We start from the raw sequence: 22,514 nt of genomic DNA on the forward strand, positions 1-22,514 counted from the left end.
CGGTCAACGTCGTGCGGATCAAGGTTGCCTCCCATTTGGCAGCCTTGAATCAGCCAGCGATCAGTTTGGAAATCCTCAAACGTCAACACGCCCTAGTTGTTGTACGCTACCTTCGGGACGAGGCGGGGCCGATCAGGAGCTTATGGATCACGCCGCTTAGGTCACCATACGCCGCGCCATGGCTAAGGTATGGGTGACAAGGATTGCCTTGGACACCAATGTACCTGTTCGCTTCCTTGTCCCGGAAGATTTCCAGCAAACGGCACAAGCCAATGTCGTTTTCACGAACCTGACGGACGAATACCCGGCCTGGCTGTGCCGCGAGGTTCTATTGGATCTGGTCTGGGTTCTGGAACGGGCCTACCGGCTGCCGCGCACCGACATCGCCCGCGCCCTCCACGGCCTGCTTTCTGCGCAGGAGATGGTGGTCGAACATGCCGACCGCGTCGGGCTGGCCGTCGAGCGTTACCGTCAGGGCGGGGTAGAGTTCTCGGAACATCTGATCGCTCTGGCACCCGCGATGCGGGCTGCCGGGCGACGTTCAGCTTCGACCGGCAGGCCGCGGACAAGGCCGGGCAGGACGATGGTGCCTGAATTTACCTGATCGTTCGATGCCGCCTCACCCCACCCCCTTTTTCGCGGCTCTTCGCAGCAGAGCGCGCACGCTTGATGGGTACCACTTCGTGCTGCCGCGCGGGGTGCGTTCGCGCATCTGTTCCAGCCGTTCGGCGATGCCGGCCAGCGTTAGGCCGGGATCAGCCAGGCGCATGCCGACGACGATGGCCAGCAGCCGGTCATCGGCATCCCGTCGCGGCGCTCGTTCCAGCACCGTGTCCGGCAGCAGCCCGTCCCGGACATAGCGCTTGGCCGCACGCTTCAGCTTTTCCACCGACCATGCCTGGCCGCTGCGCGCCTGGACCAACCTTGCCAGGTCATCCCAAGCCATGCCGGGCCGGTGCCGCCGCACAAGCGGCAGCCAGTCATCGGCCGAGGCCTCCAGCTTGCGGAAATAGGTCTCGTCGCGCGCCATGCGCAGCTTGCGGATCGCCTCGCGGTCGCCCGCCCGCAGGGCCGGATTGCCGCCCACTCGCCCCTGCGCCCGGGCCGAGCGCAGCCCCGCCTTGGTCCGCTCGCGGATCAGCGCGCGTTCCAGTTCCGCCACCGCTCCCATCACCTGCAGCGAAAAGCGGCCCTGCGGCGTGGCCGTGTCGATGGGATCGCCCAGCGAGCGGAAATGCGCACCCCGCGCCTCCAGCGTCTCGATCACCTGCAGCAGATGCGCCAGCGAACGGGCCAGCCGGTCGAGCCGCACCACCACCAGCGTATCCCCGGACCGGATCTGGGCCAGAAGCCGCGCGAGGGCAGGGCGGGTGCGGTCGGCGCCCGAGGCGTGCTCCTCATGGATGAAGGCGCAGCCGGCCTGGCGCAGTTCTACCAACTGCGGATCGAGCGTCTGCTCGAGGGTCGAGACGCGGGCATAGCCGATGAGCGGCATGGAGGGTTCCGGGTTGGGGCTGTTTGCGCGCGTTTATACACATTCGCAAGGCAGGAGAAAACGGTCGTTTGTGAACAGATGCAACACCGGTATCTGCGGTAGCTGTACAGATACCCAGATCCTTTGCGTTCAGCAGGGAACGGAATTTGGCGCCTTCGTGCGCTCTCGGGGCCGTATTCGGGAGCCCTCGGGATCTCATCTGCCAGAGTGGCAGGATGACAAAGATTTTGACCCGTTTTGGAAAGTACTAGGCAACTGAAGAAAGTTGCTTTTATGCTAAACTGTCTGCGGCATAATCATGGATAATCAGATGGATATCGGATCGCTTCTTCTGAGTGCCGAGACCCACGCAGCGAGGGTTGAGGGCATTCTCTTGGCCGACCCCTCCTTGGCTGCATTGTGGCGGATGGAGACGAGCCTTCTAGAGGCTGCCGCCTCGGTCGGCCTTGAAGGTGAGCGGATCTCCACGCAGGGGATGGTGCTGCGTCTCATCAGCGGCACCGCGATGGACGAGGATGCCCGGGCGGCCGAGATGGCCCTGAAGGTTCTGACCGTCATCCGGCGACCCGGGGATCCGTTCGGCGCGCCGGTCGCGGCCCTGCGCCGGATCGAAGCAGCCGCCGCACCCATCGGGCAGACACGCGATGAGGGCGATCGTCTCGAGGATGCGGAACTGCCCCTGGTCGTGGAGGCTGGTCGCGCCTGGTCCCAGGTTCCGATCCTAGCGGGATGGCGCGCGGCGGCCAGCTATGCCTTCCGCTCCCGGCGCAGCAGCCCCGTGGCCGAGCGGTTGATCTTCATGACCGTGGAGGGTGCCGCACGTCACCTGCAGGGACTGTCTCCTGATCGAAGGGCTGGCCGCGATGATCTGGACGAGAGGGCAGGGGGCCTGCTGATGCCGGCGGTGGCCGGGTGGATCGTGCCGCCATCCGTATCGCTGACCCGCACCGGCTTCCGGGTCTGGTCGCCGATGACCGGGTTGGCCACGTTCCTAAAGGCCGCCACGCGGAGCCTCTCACATGATCTCGGTCATCTGGGGACCCTGCGCCATGAGCTGGGGCGTCTCTCGGCCATGACGTCTTCTGCGCATGGGCGGTCGCGCCTTGGCGACCTGATCGCCTATCTAAGGGCGCAGCCGGTCGTCAGCTCAGCGATGGTCATGGATCATCTGGGCGTGACGCGCCGGACGGCCCTGTCGCTGATCGGCGAGCTCGTCGATGCCGGCTGCCTCAGCAACCTCACCGCCCGCAGCACCTCGCGGTTCTGGGCGCTGCCGTCCCTTGCCGCGCGGATGGGCCATGCAGGAGGGGCAGGGGCTGTTCGTGGCGGTGTGTTCGCCAGCCGTGAGGGGCCGAGCGGGCCGAGCGAACGCTTGAAGCCGATCACTGCCTTGGAGCGAATGAAGGGAGGACGAGACGAGGGCCAACTGGACCGGATCATGGCCGATCTGGATACCGCGATGTCGGGCCTGGATGATGTCGTGCGCCGGGCGGGGGGCAGGCAGCGGAAAGAAGAGTAGATCCTGCAGTGGTCAGTTCTTTGCATGTCTGGAGACGCACGCTGTGCGGTAGATGTATCCTTAAGGCGGAACCAAGAACGTCGAGTGTGAAAGACTTAGTTAAGGAGGGCGCGCAGCAATGAATTCGGAGCTTGGACCATTCAGTTACGATACGGTAGCTGGAATGCTGGTAGAATGGGGCGGCGCGCAGCGCCTTGGGACATTGCTGTCGGAGTGGTTGAGCAGCGCAAGCTGCTGATCGTTACTGACCACTTTCTGCATCAATCCGGCCTTCTGGATCCCACCAAGGCATCGCTGCAGTCGGCAGGGTTCGAGATAACCATCTTCGATGATGTCGTCGCCGACCCGCCTGAAGATGTGATGATCGCGTGCGCGACGATGGCCAAGGATGCAGGCTCTGACATCGTCATGGGGTTCGGCGGTGGCTCGTCCATGGACGTCGCGAAACTGGCTGCCGTGATGATCTCCTCGGATCAGTCACTGGCCGACATGTGCGGCATCGGAAAGGTGACTGGCGCGCGGGTGCCGCTGGTTCAGGTGCCGACGACTGCTGGCACAGGCTCCGAGGTCACGAACATCACGATCCTGACCACCGGCGCGACCACGAAGATGGGGATCATTGCACGACAGCTATACGCCGATCGCGTTTTGCTGGATGCCCAACTGACGATTGGCCTGCCACCCCTGCAGACCGCGGCCACCGGGATCGACGCGATGGTGCACGCAATCGAAGCATTCACCGGCAGGCTCAGAAAGAATCCTCTGTCTGACCTCCTGGCAAAGGAAGCCTTGCGCCTGATGGCTGCGAACCTGATCACCGCGTGTGACGATGGCCAGAACAGACAGGCACGCGAGGCGATGCTGTTGGGGGCGACACTGGCCGGTCAGGCGTTCTCGAACAGTCCCGTCGGAGCCGTTCACGCCCTTGCCTATCCGCTTGGAGGACATTTTCATCTGCCGCACGGCCTGACCAATGCGCTAATGCTGGGTCCTGTGCTGCGCCATAACATGCGGGTCGCAGCGCCCCTCTATGCCGAATTGGCCGACCTTATTCTTGGCGCATCCATCATCAGCGTCGACGCACGCGCAACGGCATTCGTCGTATTCATGGAGGATTTGATGAACCGTTCCGGCGCCCCCCGGCGGCTGCGTGATTGCAACATCCCGGAGGACAGTCTCCCACGCCTGGCCGAGGATGCGATGCTGCAGACGCGATTGCTGATGAACAACCCTGTCAAAGTGACCCAAGCCGATGCGTTGGCAATGTACCGGCAAGCGTTCTGAACGCTTTTGGCTATTCCTAGCACAAGGCGTGACAGCCTCAGGTCAGTCCTCGATAGCCGCCGCGCGCAGAAAGTTGGCGATCGTCCAATTCATGGGGCAGGAACCCCCATTGCGGGTGAACGCCGAGGTGGAGTGCGGCAGGTATTTGGGAAGAACTGTCCCCGGATCGCGGCGCCCGGGCAAGGGGCACGACGATCCGGGGACGCGGTTCCGGTCCGGCAATGCCTGCCGGCGGCCGCAACGGGCGTCAGGTCTTGAGGACGACCTTGGTCCAGTCGTTCTGGTTCCAGCGGAACCCCTCATAGCCCTTGACGGCCTCCTCCAGCGGCAGGCGGTGAGAGATCATGAAGGTCGTGTCCAGCTCTCCCTCCTGGATGCGGCGCAGCAGGTCGTGGGTATAGGCCTGCACATGGGTCTGTCCGGTGCGCAGCTGCAGCCCCTTCTGCATCAGCGCGCCAAGCGGGAACTTGTCCATGAAGCCGCCATAGACGCCGGGGACCGACACGCGTCCGCCCTTGCGCACCGCCATCAGCGCCTCGCGCAGGGCGTGGCCGCTGTCCGCACCGACGCCCACGGCCTGCTTGAGGTTGTCCATCACCGTGTCCAGGGCAAAGCCGTGCGCCTCCATCCCGACCGCGTCGATGACCGCGTCGGCGCCGATGCCGCCGGTCATCTCCATGACCGCCTCCAGCACCGAGGTCTGCTTGAAATCGATCACCTCGGCCCCCATCCTGCGGGCCAGGGCCAGGCGGTTGGGATAGTGGTCGATGGCGATGACGCGGGCCGCACCCATCAGCCGGGCGGCCTGGATCGCGAACAGCCCGACCGGGCCGCAACCCCAGACCACGACGGTGTCGTCGGCTTCGATGTCGGCATTGTCCGCGGCCATCCAGCCGGTGGGCAGGATGTCGGACAGGAACAGGACGTCGTCATCGTCCATGCCTTCGGGAATGACGATTGGGCCCACGTCGGAAAACGGCACGCGGACATATTCCGCCTGTCCGCCGGGATAGCCGCCCGTCAGGTGGCTGTAGCCGAACAGGCCCGCCGCCGCATGGCCGAACATGGTTTCGGTCAGGTCCTGCTTGTCGGCGGGGTTCGAGTTGTCACAGGCCGAGAACTGCGCCCGCTGGCAGAAGAAGCACGACCCGCAGGAAATGGTGAAGGGCACCACGACCCGCTGACCGACTTTCAGCGTGCTGCCGGGGCCGACATCGACGACCCGGCCCATGAATTCGTGGCCCAGGATGTCGCCCGCCTGCATGCCGGGGATCACCCCGTCGAACAGGTGCAGGTCGGACCCGCAAATGGCGGTCGAGGTGACCTGGATGATCGCGTCGCGGGGGTTGACGATCTGGGGGTCGGGCATCGTCTCGACGCGGACGTCGTGCTTGCCGTGCCATGTCAGTGCGCGCATGGATCAGGCCTCCTGTCTGCGGTTGAGGGGGGTGGCGATCTCGCCGGTCTCGAGGAACATCTTCAGGCGCTTCAGGTCGCGGCGCCCCTGGATCGCGGGGTCCGCCTGGAACAGCTTGGCCACGACGCGGCCAAGCGCGCCCATCGGCGCCACATAGGCGATCAGCGCGGTGACCTCGGTGCCGCGATTGCCCGGCGCATCGCGAAATAGCACCCGGCCGGTGGTCTCGATGTCCGAGCCATCGGTCGAGGCCCATGCGATGACGTCGCCGGGGCGATCCTCGGTGATGCGGGTGCGCAGGGTGATGTCGCTGCCCGGGCCGCGCAGGGTCCAGCGGGTGACGTCGCCCTCGGTCGAGACGGCGCGGACGTTCTCCATCACGCCGGCCAGGTTCCCGAACTGGCGCCAGAAGGCATAGATCTCGTCGCGGGGGCGGGCGATGGTCACGGTGCGGCCGGACAGCGCGAAGCGGCCCGGCGGCGCGTGCTTGGCAGTGCGCCGGGGCGCATTGTCGGCGGGACGCCGTTCGGGCTGGCGGGTCAGCAGATAGCCGGTTCCGGCGGCGGCCAGGAAGATGCCCAGCACCGCCCCTAGTCCGATGCCGGATGCGGGCGGCCGGGGCGTGTGGCGGATGTGGTCGAGATGATCATGATGGGGCATGACGGTCCTTTCCCAAAGCTGTGCGGCACCGATGGTCCGGCGCCGCGATCATGGTGTTCGGTCAGATGGCCCGCATGGGCGGCGTCTGGTTGCGGGGGCATTGGTTCCGGCGATCCAGCAGGCTGAGTGGTGGCTGGACGCCGTCGGGGGCAGCGTGTGCGGCGGCGTAACGGCGCATCAGGCGCGGTTCCGCGACCTGCGCGCGGTGCCGGGAACCAGGGGTGGCGTGTCGGGACGACGATGCATGGGCGGGCCTTTCCTTGTGTTCTGGGCCCGTGATCGAGCAGGGGTCCAACAAGGGGATGGCGCGAATGTTCCAGCTCTTTGCCTGATCACCCGCCACGGGAGGCCACGTCACCCATGGCCTGGCAGCGGCACCCCCCCGGTCGCGACAGCAGTCGGGGACAGGCCGGGCAGACACAGGTCACCCGTTTCTGTCCGATCATCGGCGGCGGCGGAACGGTGCGACAGGGCAACGGTCGGGCAGGGCATAGATTGCGCAAGGAACCCCGGTCGCGGTGATCGCCTTACGTCTGCACAGATGACAGATTCGTGAGCTTGCGGACCTGCCGACACTGCCCATTACAGCGCTGGAGAACCACGTGCCCCGTACCAAGACGACCCTTTCGACAGACCAAAAGGGGACAGCCTCTCCGACACGATTTTCCATGGAGGAATGGAAGCAGATCCTTGTTCGCGTGAAGACCGAGATCGCCAGCGACCACATTTCGGTCGTGTCGGCGGGCATCGCGTTCTATGCGCTGCTGTCGGTGTTCCCGGCCCTTGCCGCGCTGATCTCGATCGCGGGTCTGGTGCTGGACCCCGCCGACATCGCAAGCCAGCTGGACACGGTCATGGCCCTGATCCCGGAAAGCGCCGGGGCGGTGCTGCAGGAACAGGTCCTGAAGGTCACCAGCGGCGATGAGACGGCGACCGGCTTGGTCGCGGCCTTTGGTCTGGCCATCGCGATCTATGGCGCCATGAAGGGCGTCATGACCCTGATGGAGGGGCTGAACATCGCCTATGACGAAGAGGAGGGCCGCGGCTTCATCAAGCTGTATCTCAGCGCGCTTCTGATCACGGTATGCGCCATCCTGGGCCTGGCGGTCGCGATCGCGCTGCTGATCGTGCTGCCGTCGGTCATCGCCTTCCTGCCGCTGTCACCGACGCTGGAGACCGCCGCCGAATGGCTGAAATGGCCGCTGATGGCGGTGCTGACCATGATCGGGCTGGCGGCGATCTATCGCTTTGGTCCGTCGCGCGCCGATCCCAAGTGGCGGTGGGTCAGCGTCGGTGCCGTGGCGGCCACGGTCCTGTGGATTTTGGGCACCGCGGCGTTCTCGCTCTATGTCCAGAACTTCGACGACTATACCGAGACGTACGGGACGTTGGGCGGGGTCATCATGCTGCTGACCTGGATGTGGCTGTCGGCCTTCATCGTGCTGGCCGGAGCGGAGCTGAACGCCGAGATCGAACAGCAGACCTCCGAGGACACGACCACGGGTGCCCCCGAACCGATGGGCCAGCGCAACGCTGTAAAGGCTGACACTCCGCCGCCAGGTGAGTCGGTACATGAAAGCGACGGAACACGGACCGCCGGTCCGGTCGGGGTCTCCACGGCAAGGAACGATACGGAGGTCGCGCCGTCGCCCAAGTCGGACGCCATCATGGCAATCATCCTTCTTGGGGCCAGCTTGTGGAAGCTTCGGAAGATGAGCGTTCGCAACTGAGATGGCTGTCCGTCGGCTGAATGCCGGGTCTGCCAAGGTCGAAGCGGCTTATCCTTATGTCACGTGCGTCTTCGGTGTGAAGCAAACGCTATATGAAGGTGGGGACTGACCTATCACTGAACTTTCATCCAGCCGCGACCGTAGGCAGGTTGGTATTGCTCCGCTCCCAACATTGGACTGCCGGATACCGAAGTTTTTCAGCTTGGCTATGGTGACAGGCCTTCCAAAGCATCTCCGCAACTACCTTTCAGACGCCGGTCCGGCGTGACGCAGACCTACCAAAATGGATAGGCATTCGGGGCGGTTATCCGCGATACATTCAGCGCAGGTCAGGCAGCGGTCTTTGGGAGGAGCAACTGTCTGGCCAGCAACTTGAACACGCAGTTACCGCCCGAGGAAGGAGTCCGCATTGCAGCAAGCCTAATACCCGTAAATGTTGTGCATGCCCGGGTATGGGTCTGGGTTTTGTCTGAAGGCGAGGCCATTTTTCCGTTGAATGAGAGCTGCTGCTTCTTTTAATCGGACTTTGAACGCGGCAGTTAGTCGATTCTGCAGTATGAAACCCATTAGGTACAGCTTGACGTGATGGCTGCGGCATAGCCACCGCACGTTCAAGGGTTCGTCGTATCGGTCGTGGTGGGCATCGACCTTGGCTGCGCCGCAGACCTCGCAGCCCTGCTTTTCCAGTGCGCCGGACATAAGCGCCCGCTGAACAGCAAGATGGGCCTGATACTTCGGCAGGTTGGTGCGGCGCCAGTTTGTCTGGCGGGCCTCGCTTTTCAGCGAGGGTGGGCGTGGAGGCTTCGGATCATCCGTCATCACGCTGCCGCCGCCTGCCGGCCCAAGGTGCGGTACACGGTCGGCCGGGAGATAGAAAACACCTCTGCCAGATCACTGATGGAATACTCCCCGGTGTCATACATGCGCCGCAGTTCCTGCTGCTGGCGCTCCGACAGCTTCGGCTTCTTGCCGCGCAGCTTGCCCTTGGCGCGGGCCACGGCCATGCCCTCCCGGGTCCGCATCCGAATGAGGTCTGCCTCGAACTCGGCAAAGGTCGCCAGGATGTTGAAGAACAGCTTGGCGTTGCGCCGGGGCGGGATGATGGCTTCTGCTCCACGGTCGGCGTTGGCGTCGCGGCAGGCGCGGCCGTCATAGGCGCCGTCGGCCGTCACCGAGGCGATCGGCTCGCCCTCGGGGATCTGCGACAACAGGCCGGGCAGCATCGGTGCGTCGCCGACGCCGCTGCCGGTGATTTCGACCGCTCGCACCTCGAGCGTCGCCTCGTCCACCGCCAGGTTCACCTTGCGCCAGCCGCGCCGCCTGTAGGACGACCAGTTCAGGGTGCGGTAGCGGATAGGCGCGGGCTTGGACATGCCGCTCAGCTATGTCGCTGGACCCGCGATGTGAATCCGGGGCAGCCTTCGTGCAACAAGGTCATGGTGCGTGAAAAGCCCATGGTGCGCGAGAAGCATGAACGTGACCAGGGCGAACTCGGACTCGGGCACAGGGCTGCGGGCGCGATCATGGGTCATGATCGCCCAAGGCTGCACATGTCCGCGCATTGTCCGATCTGTCCGATCTGTCCGATTTTCGGACAACAGGCGCTGACGCGACTTGCAAGAATGACCTTGGGAAAATGTAACCTTCTTTTGTCGCGGCTGACGGCCTTGCACGCGCGTGTTAGCGTTCCGTCGGGCAGGGGAGGTGCCTGGTTTGGCGAGGAGGAACGATGCCGAACAGCGTTTCCAAACAGGACTGGGAGAATTTTCGTGCCATGGGCCGGGTGCCGAAAGCCGCCCGCGCCGAGATCATCGCCTCATGGCAGCGCAGTTCACGCCTGGCGCGAGACGGGCTGAAGCAGGCGCCCGTGCTGACAGAGCCGGACGTCCAGCAGGCGCGGCTCCGGTCGAGCCGTTTCATGCGGGCTGCCCAGCCTACGGTCCAGAAGGCGGGCTACCTTCTGAACCGCTCGGGCAACATGATCCTGCTCTGCGATCCCGAGGGACTCGTGATCGACCAGGTCGGCGACCCTTACACCCTGGACATGGGACGCGAGAACCATCTGCACACGGGCGGCAGATGGCGCGAAGAAGATATCGGCACCAATGCGATCGGCATGGCGCTGCTGACCGGGATGCCGGTGCAGGTCTTCCGGGCGGAACATTTCTCGGAAGAAATCCAGCGCTGGTCCTGCTCGGCGACGCCGGTCTGCGATCCGGTGACGGAACGCATTCTGGGCGTGGTCGATGTGTCCTGGCCGGCCGACGCCCTGCGCTCGGATGCCAGCGCGCTTTCGGCCATCCTTGCGGTGCAGGCTGAAACCATGCTGCGCCAGATGCTCATGGTCGAGCGCGAGAAGCTGGCCGAGACCGCCGACCGGCGCCGGCTGCGGCGTGGCAACGCGCCGATGGCCATGCTGGACCGATATGGCCTGAACGTCCTGTCCACAGACAACTTCCTGCGGGCCTTCGACGACGACGGAGCGCTGGACCGGCTGCGCGCGGCACTGCCCGACCTCATGGACCAGCCCGATGAGCAGATGGTCCCGGTGTTGCAGGGCTTGCTGCCGGGCATGGACCTGGAGGTGATGCGCGACGGCGGCGGGGGGATTGGCCTTCTGCTGAGCAAGCGCCAGAGCCGCCCCGCCATGGTCCCATCCCGGCTGGACCTCGAAACCATCGGTCAGGTGGGCGAGGTGATGGCACGGATCTCGTCGCAGGCGGCGCGGCTTGCGGGTTCGCATCTGCCAATCCTGATCGAGGGCGAGACGGGAGCCGGGAAATCCACGCTGGCCGAGGCGATCCATCAGGCGGGCAGCGATCCCAACCTGCCCTTTGTCCGGCTGGACTGCGCGATGCTGACGGCCGAGGGGCTGCGCCGCGACTTGGCGGAGGGGCTGGTCGATCAGCTTTCGTCGGCTGGGGGGACGCTCTGCCTCGAAAGCCCGGCGGCCTGTCCGCTGGACGCGCAGAAGCTGCTGCTGGGACTGGTCGAGCAGGCGGCGGGGGCAGGGATGCGCATCATCGCCACCTCGACGCGGTCGCTGGGCGACGAAGCGGGGGCCGGGCGCTTCCGCAGCGACCTGTATTATCGCCTTGCCGTGGCCCGCATCGCCCTTGTGCCCCTGCGCGACAGGCGCGACGAAATCGTGCCGCACCTGCGCGCCATCACCCGGCAGAAGGCCGGGGTGGGGCGCAGCCTGAACTTCACGCCGGCGGCCCTGGCGGCGATCACCGGCCATGACTGGCCGGGCAACCTGCGCGAGATGTCGAACCTCGTCGATCTGCTGCTGGCGGTGACACCGAACGGGCTGATCGACCACCGTTCCCTGCCGCCCGAGTTCAGCCGCGCGCCTGCACGCGAAGGCGACACCCTGCGCGACGGCGAGCGCGCCCAGATCCTGGAAGCCATCGAACGCGCGCAGGGCAACATGACCGAGGTCGCGCGGCGTCTGGGGATCGCGCGCTCGACCCTTTACCTCAAGCTCGACGCCTATCGGATCGCGCGACCCCGCCGGGGCTGATTTCGCGTCCGCAGCATGTCCGTCGGTCCATCCGACAATCGGACAACCGGGCCGACCGCGATGATTCCACTCTGACCTTACCGGGCGGCCCTGCGCCGCCCCGAGGAAAGGGAGGACCTCACATTGGCTTTGGACCACAAGAGCAACCGGACCGTGCAGGTGCTGGGCATTGATGCCGGCGGCACGATGACGGACACCTTCTTTGTCGACAGCGATGGCGACTTCGTCGTCGGCAAGGCCCAGTCGACCCCCGAGAACGAGGCGCTCGGCCTCATCGAATCCAGCCGCGAGGGGCTGGAGCACTGGGGCCTGTCGCTGGAGGACGCGCTCGGCTCGATCCAGACGGGCGTCTATTCGGGCACCGCGATGCTGAACCGCGTGGTGCAGCGCAAGGGGCTTAAATGCGGGCTGATCGTCAATGCGGGGATGGAGGATTTCCACCGCATGGGCCGCGCCATCCAGGCCTATCTGGGCTTTGCCTATGAAGACCGCATCCACCTGAACACCCACTACTACGACGAGCCGCTCGTCCCGCGTGACCGAACCCGCGGCGTGATGGAGCGGATCGACATGTTCGGCACCGTGGTCATCCCGCTGCGCGAGGAAGACGCCCGCCGCGCCGCCCGCGACCTGATCGCGCAGGACGTGGACGGGATCGTGATCTCACTGCTGCACAGCTACAAGAACCCGGCGCACGAGCGGCGCGTCCGCGACATCGTGATGGAGGAGATCGAGGCCGCGGGCAAGACGATCCCCGTCTTCGCCTCGACCGACTACTACCCGGTCCGCAAGGAAACCCATCGCACCAACACGACGATCCTGGAAGCCTATGCGGCCGAGCCGTCGCGCCAGACGCTGAACAAGATCTCGACCGCCTTCAAGGAGAACGGGTCCAAGTTCGACTTCCGCGTGATGGCGACGCATGGCGGCACGATCTCGTGGAAGGCCAAGGAACTGGCACGCACCATCTCCTCCGGCCCGATCGGCGGCGTGATCGGCGCCAAGTATCTGGGCGAGGTGCTGGGCTACAAGAACATCGCCTGTTCGGACATCGGCGGAACCTCTTTCGACGTGGCGCTGATCACCCAGGGCGAACTGACCATCCGCAACGACCCCGACATGGCGCGGCTGGTGCTGTCGCTGCCGCTGGTGGCGATGGACTCGGTCGGTGCGGGCGCCGGCAGCTTCATCCGGCTGGATCCCTATACCAAGGCGATCAAGCTGGGGCCGGACAGCGCGGGCTATCGCGTCGGCGTCTGCTGGGCGGATTCGGGAATCGAGACCGTCACGATTTCCGACTGCCACGTCATTTTGGGCTACCTGAACCCCGACAACTTTCTGGGCGGCCAGATCAAGCTGGACCGTGACCGGGCGGTCAAGGCGATGAAGGAGCAGATCGCGGACCCGCTCGGCCTGTCGGTCGAGGATGCCGCTGCGGGCGTGATCGAACTGCTGGACAGCGAGCTGCGCGACTATCTGCGCTCGATGATCTCGGGCAAGGGTTCGACGCCGGGCAACTTCGTCTGCTTCAGTTATGGCGGCGCGGGTCCGGTCCATACCTACGGCTATACCGAAGGTCTGGGCTTCGAGGACGTGATCGTCCCCGCATGGGCCGCAGGCTTCTCGGCCTTCGGCTGCGCAGCGGCGGACTTCGAGTACCGCTACGACAAGTCGCTGGACATCAACATCGCGGTCGATGCCGAAGCCGGGCAGAAAGCCGAGCAGGCCAAAGTCCTGCAGGGCGCCTGGGAGGAGCTGAAAGAGCGGGTTCTGGAGGAGTTCCAGATCAACGGCTATTCCGCCGACAAGGTGACGCTGCAGCCGGGCTTCCGCATGCAGTATCGCGGTCAGCTGAACGACTTGGAAATCGATTCCCCCGTTCAGGCGGCCCACACCGCCGAAGATTGGGACCAGCTGGTCGACGCCTTCAACGAGACCTACGGCCGTGTCTACGCCGCTTCGGCCCGTTCGCCGGAACTCGGCTATTCGGTGACCGGCGCGATCATGCGGGGCACCGTGCCGATCCCGAAGCCGAAGATCCCGAAGGAAGAGCTCGGACCGGAGACCCCGCCCGAAGAAGCCCGGCTGGGAACCCGCAAGTTCTACCGCCACAAGAAATGGGTGGACGCGACGCTCTACCAGATGGAGACGCTGCAACCCGGCAACCGCATCACGGGGCCTGCGATCATCGAATCCGACGCGACCACCTTTGTCGTGCCCGGCGGTTTCGAGACATTCCTGGACGGCCACCGCCTGTTCCACCTGAAAGAAGTCTGAGGGGAGGAAGATCAGATGAATATGCAAGCAAAGGTCGAGGGCATCGTCCGTGGTGGCGAAACCCTGAAACAGCACCGCGACCGGCTGATGGATGCCACCAAGCGCACCGGTCATTACGGCGGCATCAAGAAGATGGAACTGCGCGACAGCCAGCCCATCATGTATAACAAGCTGTTCTCGCGTCTTCGGGCCGGGGTCGTGGATGCCCGCGAAACCGCCAAGAAGATCGCGGCCAGCCCCATCGTCGAGCAGGAAGGCGAACTCTGCTTCACGCTTTACAACGCGGCAGGGGACGCGATCCTGACCTCGACCGGGATCATCATCCATGTCGGCACCATGGGTGCAGCGATCAAGTACATGATCGAGAACGACTGGGAATCGAACCCGGGCATCAATGACAAGGATATCTTCTGCAACAACGACAGCCTGATCGGCAACGTCCATACCTGCGACATCCACACGATCGTGCCGATCTTCCACGAGGGCAAGTTGATCGGCTGGGTCGGCGGCGTGACCCATGTGATCGACACCGGGTCGGTCGGGCCGGGCTCGATGTCCACGGGGCAGATCCAGCGTTTCGGTGACGGCTATCAGATCACCTGCCGCAAGATCGGCCAGAACGACACGCTGATGCGCGACTGGCTGCATGAAAGCCAGCGCTCTGTGCGCACCACGCGCTACTGGATGCTGGACGAGCGCACGCGCATCGCCGGCTGCCACATGATCCGTGATCTCGTCGAGCAGGTGATCGCCGATGAGGGGATCGAGAACTACTGGAAATTCGCCTATGAAGCGATCGAACACGGCCGCGTCGGCCTGCAGGCCCGCATCAAGGCGATGACCATTCCGGGCAAGTACCGGCAGGTCGGCTTCGTGGACGTGCCCTACGCCCATGACGATGTCCGTGTTCCCTCGGACTTCGCCAAGGTGGACACGATCATGCACACACCGTCCGAGATCACGATCCGGCCGGACGGCACATGGCGACTGGACTTCGAGGGGTCGTCCCGCTGGGGCTGGCATACCTACAACGCCCATGCGGTCAGCTTCACCTCCGGTATCTGGGTGATGATGACGCAATCGCTGATCCCGACCGAGATGATCAATGACGGCGCCGCCTATGGGACCGAGTTCCGGTTGCCCAAAGGCACCTGGATGAACCCCAACGATCGCCGCGTCGCCTTCAGCTACAGCTGGCACTTCCTCGTCAGTTCCTGGACGGCGCTGTGGCGGGGACTTTCCCGGTCCTATTTCGGCCGCGGCTACCTGGAGGAGGTGAACGCCGGCAACGCGAACACCTCGAACTGGCTGCAGGGCGGCGGGTTCAACCAGTTTGACGAGATCCACGCCGTCAACTCGTTCGAATGCGCGGCCAATGGCGTCGGCGCCTCCGCGATCAAGGACGGGATCAGCCATGCCGCCGCCATCTGGAACCCGGAAGGCGACATGGGCGACATGGAGATCTGGGAACTGGCCGAGCCGCTGGTCTACCTGGGCCGCCAGATCAAGGCCTCCTCGGGCGGCGCGGGCAAGTATCGCGGCGGCTGCGGCTTTGAATCGCTGCGGATGGTCTGGAACGCCAAGGACTGGACAATGTTCTTCATGGGCAACGGCCATATCTCCTCGGACTGGGGGCTGATGGGCGGCTATCCGGCGGCCTCGGGCTATCGCTTCGAGGCGCATGACACCGGCCTGAAGGAGATCATCGCCAACGGCGGCCCGATCCCCCATGGCGGCGACACCGACCCCGAGAACCCGACCTGGGACGCGATGTTGCCCGACGCGCTGATCAAGCGCGACAAGCAGGCCATCACCACCGAGGCGATGTTCAAGGACTATGACCTCTACCTGAACTACATGCGCGGCGGCCCCGGCTTCGGCGATCCGCTGGACCGCGAGGCGGAATCGGTCGCGCGGGACGTAAACGGCGGCTACCTGCTGGAACGCTTCGCCGCCAGCGTCTACGGGGTGAAGCTGGCGCGCGGCAAGGACGGCCAGTTCGCGGTTGACGAGGCCGGCACCGAGGCCCTGCGCGCGACGATCCGCAAGGAGCGGCTGGAAAAGGCCGTCCCTACACGGGAATGGATGAAGGGCGAGCGTCAGCGCATCCTAGACAAGGACGCGGGCGTCCATGTCCAGCAGATGTTCGCGGCGTCCTTCAAGCTGGGGCCGAAGTTCGAGGAAAGCTTCCGCAAGTTCTGGGACCTGCCCGGGGATTGGGCGCTGATGGAGGCGGACCTGCCGATCCCGTCCTACGGGCGCGAATATTCCATGGACATCAGCGAGCTGCCGGACGTGAAGACCGTCCAGTTCGTCGACGAATGAGCCTTCCGGGCACCGGCCGGCCCGGTGCCCCCCACCCAACAGGAGACGCGAAATGGCCTACACGAAAGCCAAGATCAAGGACCTGGTCGACGGCAAGATCGACCGCGACACGCTGCACACGATGCTCTCGACCCCCAAGGACAAGGAGCGGTTCGAGATCTACCTGGACATCCTGCAGGAGCAGGTGCCGTGGGACGACAAGATCATCCTGCCGCTGGGACCGAAGCTGTATATCGTGCAGCGCGCCTCGGACAGGAAATGGGTCGTCAAGTCCCATGCCGGTCACGAGTTCTGCGACTGGCGCGAGAACTGGAAGCTGCATGCGGTCATGCGCGTGCGCGAGACGCCCCAGGAGATGGAGGAGCTTTACCCCCGCCTGATGGCCCCCTCGACCGACTGGCAGGTGATCCGCGAATACTACTGCCCTAAATCCGGCGACCTTCTCGATGTCGAGGCGCCGACCCCCTGGTATCCGGTGATCCACGACTTCGAACCCGACATCGATGCCTTCTACACGGAATGGCTGGGCCTGCCCGTTCCCGAGCGCGCCTGAGATCGGTCCGACAAGCTGGAACGCCGTTCGCGGCGTTCCGGCCTTTTCCAAGAGAACGCGGCGAGATGCACGGGGCGGTGCGCCAAATTTGCACCGAACCGCTGCTAAGGGTGACCTGAGGCAAATGCTTGATGCAGAGCAAATCGAGTATTTCCGTGAAGCTTTTCCGGAGACATCGAGGACGCGTGGGGCCGAGACAGCGCGGGAATTTTCTCCGTGCTGCCGCCTGATTGCGCAGTGCGGAGATATCGATGCTCCAAGTGTGAATGCACCGAAACCGGCGCTGTTGCACGAAGTGTCTGAAGGCCGGAGGTCCCCTTTCCCTGCCTGATGTCAGCCGACGGGCTGTGTCACGGGGATACCGAGCGCCGTGAAACGATTGAGGATCCCCTATCGTTCAGCACGTTGCTCATGTGAATTCCGAAAAACGTCCGTTTTATGGAAGATCATAGAGTCTGTCCGAAAATTATCCCAACAGCGGGTAGCTGGACAACTTGATTTCTGGACGGCTTTGCGGACAAATGGAGTGTGTCGGATGCCCCGGCGCACAGTTTTCCGCCGGAGACCCATGTCCCTCATTGGCTACGCCCGCGTCTCAACCGCCGAACAGGATCTCGCCCTTCAGCTCGACGCTCTCCATGCTGCCGGAGCAACCCGCACTTTCGAGGATCGCGGAGTATCAGGCGCCAGAACCGAGCGCCCCGGGCTCAACGCGGCTCTATCGTTCCTGCGGGAGGGCGACATTCTCGTGGTCTGGAAACTCGACCGCCTCGGCCGGTCGATGACGCATCTGCTTCAGACCGTCGCCGACCTGGAAGATCGCGGCGTGGGGTTCCGGTCGCTGACCGAGAACATCGACACCACGACCCCCACCGGGCGGCTCGTCTTCCACATTTTCGGCGCCCTTGGTCAGTTCGAGCGCGATCTGATCCGTGAACGGACGAACGCAGGGCTCACGGCGGCGGCAGCAAGGGGGCGAAAGGGGGGCCGGCCGATGGCCGCCACGCCGGAAAGGGTCGCACGTGCCCGCCATCTAATTGCGACCGGCCTCACCGTCCGCGAGGCCGCCGCACGCGTGAAAGTCGGCAAGTCCGCTTTGTACGCTGCCCTGAGAAATGGCGAACCGAAAAACGATACAAACCGATAGCTTGGGCACCTGCGCGTGGAAGCGGTCATCCAAAGAGCAAGGCGCAACAACTGGGATGCTGGACGAAGCGGACGTTCGCTGCGCCTGCCAAATGAATATGTCAGCATTGGCAATCCACACACTTAATGCGGCATCCCGTTTGCCTTGGCAGCGCTGATAATGCGGTGCCTTGACCCAGCCCCGACGCTCTACTCGGTTTTTTTCTATACAGTTCAGTCACTTGATCAATGCCACGGACTGCCGGAACTGCGGGTTGCCGGCGCTCTGCAGCCATTCAAAGACCACCATCTCGGTCGTGACGATCTCGGCGCCGTGGCGCTCCATACGGCGCAGAGCAGTCTCCTTATTCTCGGGATGGCGCGAGCCGAGCGCGTCGCGCACCACCCAGGTCTTCCGTGAGGCCGCGAGCAAGCCCAGCACCGTCTGTAGAGCACAGACATGTGCCTCGCATCCGAGGACGACGACATGGGCGTCTGCGGGGATGCGAGCGAGAAAGCCCTCCTCGCGGCAGGCATCGAAGAACTGCTTGTGAACCAGTCGATCCTGCGGGACCATAAGCTCGTCGACCGTCGGGCCGAGACCCTTGGCGTTCTGTTCGGTGAAGAGGCACGGGATGCCCATCAGCGCTGCAGCGTCGGTCAGCCGCCGCGCATTGCGGACCGCCAGCTCGCCCTCATGGATCGCAGGCATCAGGCGCACTTGGAAGTCGATGACGAGAAGTAGGGAGCGTGCGGGATCAATGGTCATCACGGTCCTGTCCTTCCACAAGCCGCTCGACGCGCTCATCGACGTAAGCCTCCATCAACTCGGGCGCCGAGGCTCCGAACATGCGGATGCGGCCGGTATGGAGCAGCAGCAGAAGCCCCGTCGCATGGGCGAAGCAATCCACCATCAGCAGATTGGCGCGCTCCGCTGAGGCACCAAGTGCCAAAGCGGCCTCGGCAATTGGCCGTAGGGCGGCTTCGAGCGCTGCGTTCAGCCGCTCGTCACGCTCGCGTCCCAGTCCTGCCGGCTTCATGCCGCCGCGAAACAGGTAGAAGCCCAGGTCCAGATCCCGCGGGTTCTCGGCATAGAACCGGAAGAAGGCCATGGCAGCGGCCTTTAGGTGCTGCTGCGGAGTCTTCGTCCCGGCGACGCTTCCCTCGACCGCAGCACCCAGGGACACTAGCGAGCCATGCAGCACCTCGGCATACATCGCCTCCTTGGAGTCGAAGTGAAAATAGAGCGCAGCGGGCGTGTATCCGGCCCTGACCGCGATGGCCCGCAGGCTCGCCCCGTCCAGCCCCTCTTCGGCAAAGACCTGGCGCGCGGCTTCGAGGATCAACGCGCGCTTGTGTTCGCTAACCGCTGTCCGCCGGGTTTGACGCTCCGCCACCATGCCCTCCTATCATCCTTGACAGATATTCTAACACTGCTCATTAATCTAACAGCGTTCGATATTTTAAACAATCCGGAGGGAATCATCATGCTGATGTCAGCTGCCGACTACCGGGACTCGCTCCGGGCCTACAAACCCCGCGTCTTCGTCAGCGGTCAGGCCGTTGAAAGCGTCGCCGATGAGCCGCTGCTGGCGCCCGGCATCGCCGGTGTGGGTGTCACCTATGACTTCGCCCTACAGGAACAGCACGCGCGCATCATGACGGCCCGGCAGGGCACCTCCGGCAAGACCGTCAACCGGATGCTGCACATCAACGAGACCTCGCAGGACCTGCTCGACAAGCTTGAGGCCGTGCGGCTGGTCTGCAGGACTTCCGGCTGCGCGCAGCGCTACCTCACGCATGATGCGCTGAACGGACTCTGGCAGGCAACGCACCTGATCGATGCCAACCATGGCACCGACTACGGCCAGCGGTTCCTGGCCTATCTTCACGACATTCAGGACCGCGACCTGACGCTAGGGGTCGCGATGACTGATGCCAAGGGCGACCGGTCCCTGCGTCCGGGCAAGCAGGTGAACCCGGATGTCTATGTCCACATCACGGAGCGCCGGAAGGACGGCATCGTCATCCGGGGCACCAAGGCCATCGTGACAGGCGCGCCCTACATGCACGAGTTCCTCGTCATGCCATGTCGCACGCACATGCCGGAGGACAGCGCCTTTGCCGTCTGCTGCGCCGTTCCCTGTGACGCGCCGGGCGTGACGATCATCTCGCGGCCGGCGGGCCAGCCAGGCAACGCGGCGGCGAAGTTCTCGGCGAAATACGGCCAGGCCGTGGCGATGGTGGTCTTCGATGACGTCTTCGTGCCCCATGACCGCGTGTTTCTCGCGGGCGAGACCGAGGAGGGCGGCTTCCTGACGACCTCCTATGCAACCCATCACCGCCATTCCTGCATTGGTGCGAGAGCGGGCTTCGGCGATCTGCTGATCGGGGCCGGGGCGCTGATGATCGAGGCCAACGGACTCGACGCGGACCGTCACGGGCATATCCGCGATCAGATGGTGGAACTGATCACCATTACCGAAAGCTTCTATGCCTGCGGGGTGGCGTCTTCGGTCTATTGCACCAAGGATGCGGCCGGGTCGATCATGCCGGATGCGGTGTTTTCCAACATTGGCAAGCTGCTGCTGGCCACGAAGATCTACGACATGCACCGCGTCGCCCATTATGTTTCGGGGGGGCTGATCGTCGCGCTGCCAGGACCGGACGAGGACCACAACCCCGAGACCGCCGCCTCGATCGCCGCGGTGATGGGTGGACGCGCCGACATCCCCTTCGAGCAGCGCGTAGAGGTTGCCCGTTTTATCGAGGATCTGACGGTTTCGCACGAGGCAGGCTGGTATTCGGTGATCTCGCTCCATGGCGGCGGCTCGCCCGAGGCAATGAAACGCGAGATCTGGCGCAACTATCCGGTGATGGAGAAGGTGGAACTGGTCGAGAGCCTGCTCGACCGTGGCCTCCTCAACGACGGGCGGCGTGTGAGCAAGCAGCCGGGCAGATGCTGCACAATAGGATGCGAAACGCCTGAACTGACACCGCCTTCAGGGACGGCCGCCTCTTCCTTGGCAATGGAAAGGTCTGTCTGATCTCTGGTGAGATTGGTCCCAGGCAATGATGAATGCACGATGAGGACGCCGTCGTGCGGCGCGCAACCAAGTATGAACGGGCAGCTTAGGGCTCCTCGCATCGATCCTGCCACCTTACCTGATCGGGGGCTTTCAGTTGCGGCTTTAAGCAAGGTCGCTGACAAATAGCGCCAGCAGAACCGTGCCATTCAGCGTAGAAATCCACAGCTGGCCTTCAACGGGCCTGTTCAGGGGCAACTTGGCTGTCCTCTCAACGATCCTTAATCGTACAGTGAAACCAGGGCATTCCAAAGAAGGCTCCGCTTTATGGAAGATGAGCGGACTTGTCCTAAAACTATCCTAACAGCGGGTAATTGGACATTTTGATTTCCGGACGGCTTTGCGGCTCGTCGGATGCCCCGGCGCACACTTTTCTGCTGCAGACGGCTCTGATGATGTGACCGCTCCCCTTTTTGGATCGTTGCAGACCCACCCTGGCACATCAGATGCCGTCGGGGGGCGGTCACATCATCAGAGCCCACCTAATCAACAAGAGAGCGGGTGTTTTTGTTCTATCAACACGGGAGCGGTAGGATCTTCTCGTCCTTCGCAATCTGACTGAGCACCGAAACAGGAACTGCGCCATTCAGGACGGTCCGACCGATCACAAGGCCAGGCGTGCCGATAAAGCCAAATAGATCAGCCAAGGCACGCGTTTGATCGAGTTCGGCCTGAATCTCGGGTGAGACCATATCCTTCGAAAGCTTTTCGACATCAAGGCCGAGGTCAGACGCCACACGCAATACCGAAGCTTCATCGGCAACGAGCGGCGTGCGCATGAAGCGGCGCCGTAGGTCCTGCTGCTTGCCCTGCCGTGCGGCCGCGACCGAAGCACGGGCGGCAAGTTCAGATGCCGGTCCGAAAATTGGAAGTTCGTGCTGCACCAGCCGATAGGCGGCCTGGTCATCAGCCAGCAGGTTGTCCAGATCCTGTTCAAGCGCACGGCAGTAGGGGCAACGAAACTCGCTGAAATAAGCAATCGGGACGACACCGGTTGGAAGGTCGGTGCCGAAGAGGGCGGGGCAGGGGTCGGCGCGCATGGCTTCCATCCGCGCATGGCGCGCCTCAGCATCATCCGAGGGTCCATCAAGGCCAATCAGCGCAACGGATGCAGAGGAAGTTTGCCCCTCGGACTTCAGGCGCCGAAAGGGCGGCACGTCTTCAATTTCGACATAAGTAAGGCCGCGGCCTGTCAACTGCTCCCAGGGAAGCGCACGCAATCCATAAATTGCAGCGACAATGCCCCCAAAAACAAACACATCACGTCGCCGGATTGTCATGCCACAGCCACCCTAAACTCCAAGCAGGACCCGCTCGTTGACCCGAATGGCACGGTCGTTCAGTTCCCCCATGCCGCCGTTACGCGCCGGCCGCCTCATCGTCCAAGGCTCAAGCCCTCCTTGGAGGGGGCAATAGGAAACCCTCCCGTTACGGCAGAGGCAGAGCGCCTGCGCCCCGAGCGGTTTTCCGGGGCCAACGAGCACGTCATCGCTGAGTTGCCCATAGCGTTGAGATCGGCA

At 63.9% G+C, this 22,514-nt stretch carries 18 protein-coding genes and 1 pseudogene; 10 read left to right on the forward strand and 9 right to left on the reverse strand.

Translation table 11 applies throughout. The features are described from left to right. The first annotated feature begins 208 nt into the window (after positions 1 to 208). Positions 209 to 604 (forward strand): PIN domain-containing protein, encoded by a 396-nt coding sequence (locus tag PARHAE_RS20615; protein WP_126156367.1) that lies wholly within the window; start codon positions 209 to 211, stop codon positions 602 to 604. A gap of 15 nt (positions 605 to 619) precedes the next feature. Here PARHAE_RS20615 and PARHAE_RS20620 read toward each other — a convergent pair whose 3' ends face one another. Then, positions 620 to 1,495, reverse strand: a complete 876-nt coding sequence (locus PARHAE_RS20620; protein WP_126156368.1) for a recombinase family protein — start codon at positions 1,493 to 1,495, stop codon at positions 620 to 622. A gap of 298 nt (positions 1,496 to 1,793) precedes the next feature. Between PARHAE_RS20620 and PARHAE_RS20625 the strand changes: the two genes are divergently transcribed. Together PARHAE_RS20625 and PARHAE_RS20630 are read left to right on the forward strand one after the other, a co-directional pair. After that, a complete protein-coding gene (locus PARHAE_RS20625; protein ID WP_126156369.1) occupies positions 1,794 to 3,014 on the forward strand; it encodes a helix-turn-helix domain-containing protein in 1,221 nt (406 codons plus the stop codon). Positions 3,015 to 3,188: 174 nt separating this feature from the next. Further along, entirely contained in the window at positions 3,189 to 4,298 is a 1,110-nt protein-coding gene (locus PARHAE_RS20630) for an iron-containing alcohol dehydrogenase (RefSeq protein ID WP_241232921.1), read from the forward strand. 247 nt (positions 4,299 to 4,545) lie between these two features. Here the strand turns inward: PARHAE_RS20630 and PARHAE_RS20635 are convergent, their stop codons facing one another. Both PARHAE_RS20635 and PARHAE_RS20640 read right to left on the reverse strand, forming a co-directional pair. Beyond that, on the reverse strand, positions 4,546 to 5,715 hold the full coding sequence (locus tag PARHAE_RS20635) for a zinc-dependent alcohol dehydrogenase (protein WP_126156370.1): 1,170 nt from the start codon (positions 5,713 to 5,715) through the stop codon (positions 4,546 to 4,548). 3 nt (positions 5,716 to 5,718) lie between these two features. Beyond that, positions 5,719 to 6,375, reverse strand: coding sequence for an SRPBCC family protein (locus PARHAE_RS20640; protein ID WP_126156371.1), 657 nt, complete (start codon positions 6,373 to 6,375; stop codon positions 5,719 to 5,721). A gap of 668 nt (positions 6,376 to 7,043) precedes the next feature. Here PARHAE_RS20640 and PARHAE_RS20645 point away from each other — a divergent pair. Beyond that, a complete protein-coding gene (locus PARHAE_RS20645) occupies positions 7,044 to 8,105 on the forward strand; it encodes a YihY/virulence factor BrkB family protein (protein ID WP_126156372.1) in 1,062 nt (353 codons plus the stop codon). 420 nt (positions 8,106 to 8,525) lie between these two features. On the opposite strand, the gene PARHAE_RS21475 is transcribed toward PARHAE_RS20645, so the two are convergent. From PARHAE_RS21475 to PARHAE_RS21485, 3 genes and pseudogenes are all read right to left on the reverse strand, one after another. Beyond that, the gene (locus PARHAE_RS21475) at positions 8,526 to 8,924 is read right to left on the reverse strand and encodes a hypothetical protein (protein WP_206437046.1); all 399 of its coding nucleotides are present in this window, start codon (positions 8,922 to 8,924) and stop codon (positions 8,526 to 8,528) included. Further along, complete coding sequence (locus PARHAE_RS21960; RefSeq protein ID WP_277600693.1) at positions 8,924 to 9,109, reverse strand: helix-turn-helix domain-containing protein; 186 nt, start codon at positions 9,107 to 9,109, stop codon at positions 8,924 to 8,926. Before PARHAE_RS21960 ends, PARHAE_RS21475 begins: the two co-directional genes overlap by 1 nt. Continuing rightward, positions 9,095 to 9,427: pseudogene (locus tag PARHAE_RS21485) on the reverse strand (transposase); the annotation flags it as partial. The pseudogene PARHAE_RS21485 and the gene PARHAE_RS21960, both read right to left, overlap by 15 nt. Positions 9,428 to 9,834: 407 nt before the next feature. On the opposite strand from PARHAE_RS21485, the gene PARHAE_RS20660 reads away from it, so the two are divergent. The 5 genes from PARHAE_RS20660 to PARHAE_RS20680 all read left to right on the forward strand — a co-directional run bounded on the left by PARHAE_RS20660 (position 9,835) and on the right by PARHAE_RS20680 (position 17,930). Then, positions 9,835 to 11,628 (forward strand): sigma-54-dependent Fis family transcriptional regulator, encoded by a 1,794-nt coding sequence (locus PARHAE_RS20660; protein WP_126156374.1) that lies wholly within the window; start codon positions 9,835 to 9,837, stop codon positions 11,626 to 11,628. A 123-nt stretch (positions 11,629 to 11,751) separates the two neighbouring features. Then, on the forward strand, positions 11,752 to 13,905 hold the full coding sequence (locus PARHAE_RS20665; protein WP_241232922.1) for a hydantoinase/oxoprolinase family protein: 2,154 nt from the start codon (positions 11,752 to 11,754) through the stop codon (positions 13,903 to 13,905). 15 nt (positions 13,906 to 13,920) lie between these two features. Continuing rightward, positions 13,921 to 16,230 carry a hydantoinase B/oxoprolinase family protein gene (locus PARHAE_RS20670; protein ID WP_126156375.1) on the forward strand — a complete coding sequence of 770 codons (2,310 nt, stop codon included), beginning with the start codon at positions 13,921 to 13,923 and terminating at the stop codon, positions 16,228 to 16,230. A gap of 52 nt (positions 16,231 to 16,282) precedes the next feature. Next, on the forward strand, positions 16,283 to 16,783 hold the full coding sequence (locus PARHAE_RS20675; RefSeq protein WP_126156376.1) for an acetone carboxylase subunit gamma: 501 nt from the start codon (positions 16,283 to 16,285) through the stop codon (positions 16,781 to 16,783). 568 nt (positions 16,784 to 17,351) lie between these two features. Beyond that, entirely contained in the window at positions 17,352 to 17,930 is a 579-nt protein-coding gene (locus tag PARHAE_RS20680; RefSeq protein WP_126156377.1) for a recombinase family protein, read from the forward strand. Positions 17,931 to 18,146: 216 nt separating this feature from the next. Here PARHAE_RS20680 and PARHAE_RS20685 read toward each other — a convergent pair whose 3' ends face one another. Together PARHAE_RS20685 and PARHAE_RS20690 are read right to left on the reverse strand one after the other, a co-directional pair. Next, the gene (locus PARHAE_RS20685) at positions 18,147 to 18,677 is read right to left on the reverse strand and encodes an isochorismatase family protein (RefSeq protein ID WP_241232923.1); all 531 of its coding nucleotides are present in this window, start codon (positions 18,675 to 18,677) and stop codon (positions 18,147 to 18,149) included. Next, the gene (locus PARHAE_RS20690; protein ID WP_126156379.1) at positions 18,667 to 19,308 is read right to left on the reverse strand and encodes a TetR/AcrR family transcriptional regulator; all 642 of its coding nucleotides are present in this window, start codon (positions 19,306 to 19,308) and stop codon (positions 18,667 to 18,669) included. The genes PARHAE_RS20685 and PARHAE_RS20690 overlap by 11 nt, the downstream gene beginning before the upstream one ends. An 87-nt stretch (positions 19,309 to 19,395) precedes the next feature. Between PARHAE_RS20690 and PARHAE_RS20695 the strand changes: the two genes are divergently transcribed. Next, a complete protein-coding gene (locus PARHAE_RS20695; RefSeq protein WP_126156380.1) occupies positions 19,396 to 20,955 on the forward strand; it encodes a 4-hydroxyphenylacetate 3-hydroxylase family protein in 1,560 nt (519 codons plus the stop codon). 554 nt (positions 20,956 to 21,509) lie between these two features. On the opposite strand, the gene PARHAE_RS20700 is transcribed toward PARHAE_RS20695, so the two are convergent. Next, the gene (locus PARHAE_RS20700) at positions 21,510 to 22,274 is read right to left on the reverse strand and encodes a DsbA family protein (protein WP_126156381.1); all 765 of its coding nucleotides are present in this window, start codon (positions 22,272 to 22,274) and stop codon (positions 21,510 to 21,512) included. Positions 22,275 to 22,514 lie beyond the last annotated feature (240 nt).

Origin of the sequence: Paracoccus haematequi (assembly GCF_900631945.1) — a bacterium.
Classification (GTDB): Bacteria; Pseudomonadota; Alphaproteobacteria; order Rhodobacterales; family Rhodobacteraceae; genus Paracoccus; species Paracoccus haematequi_A.